Raw genomic sequence first — 614 nt, 5'->3', positions numbered from 1 at the left:
GTTGGGCCCTGCGCGTCGCAACGTCAAACGTCTAAGTCGCCAACAAGGAGATGATGATGAACACCCGCCATATGAGCATTTTGTCGGCAACCGCCGTTGCACTACTATCGCTGAGTGGCGCCGCGCAGGCCGACGGCCAGTGCTCGAACGCAACACTAAGAGGAGCATATGGATTTCTCGGTCACGGAGAAATTCTTGGCTTGCTGGACTCGAGTAACATGCTGCATCCGTTCGCCAGCGCGTCGATTCTCGACGACGTCGCCCTCGTGACATTCGACGGCAAAGGTACGTTCACACGCACCGACTTCGGCAGTATCAATGGGGTGCCGAAAGGTGGCCAGACCACCTTCAATCCTTTTCAGGGCGGCACCTACACGGTGAACGCCGATTGCACCGGCACCATGTCGGTGATCTATACGGCCGGCGGACCGGTGCCGGCCAACGTCGAGACCGACCTTAACATCGTGATCACCGACGACGGAACGCAGGTCGAGTCGGTGGTCTATCGGGCGTTCGTCCCGTTCGCCCAGTCGGCGCCTGGCTATGACTGTATGTCGAATTGCGTGCAGGGTGTGCAGGAAACCTTCGAAGGCAAGAAGGTGTCGGCGCATGGG

Annotated in this window: 1 protein-coding gene; it reads left to right on the top strand. The window is 59.1% G+C overall.

Annotation, left to right across the window (positions count from 1 at the left end; translation table 11 throughout):
• Positions 1 to 56 precede the first annotated feature (56 nt).
• Positions 57 to 614 (top strand): hypothetical protein (locus AAHK20_RS33475; protein ID WP_449185800.1); only part of this gene is annotated, 558 nt, incomplete at its 3' end.

Source organism: Trinickia camelliae (assembly GCF_053525655.1).
This window is presented reverse-complemented; position numbering and strand designations above follow the sequence as displayed.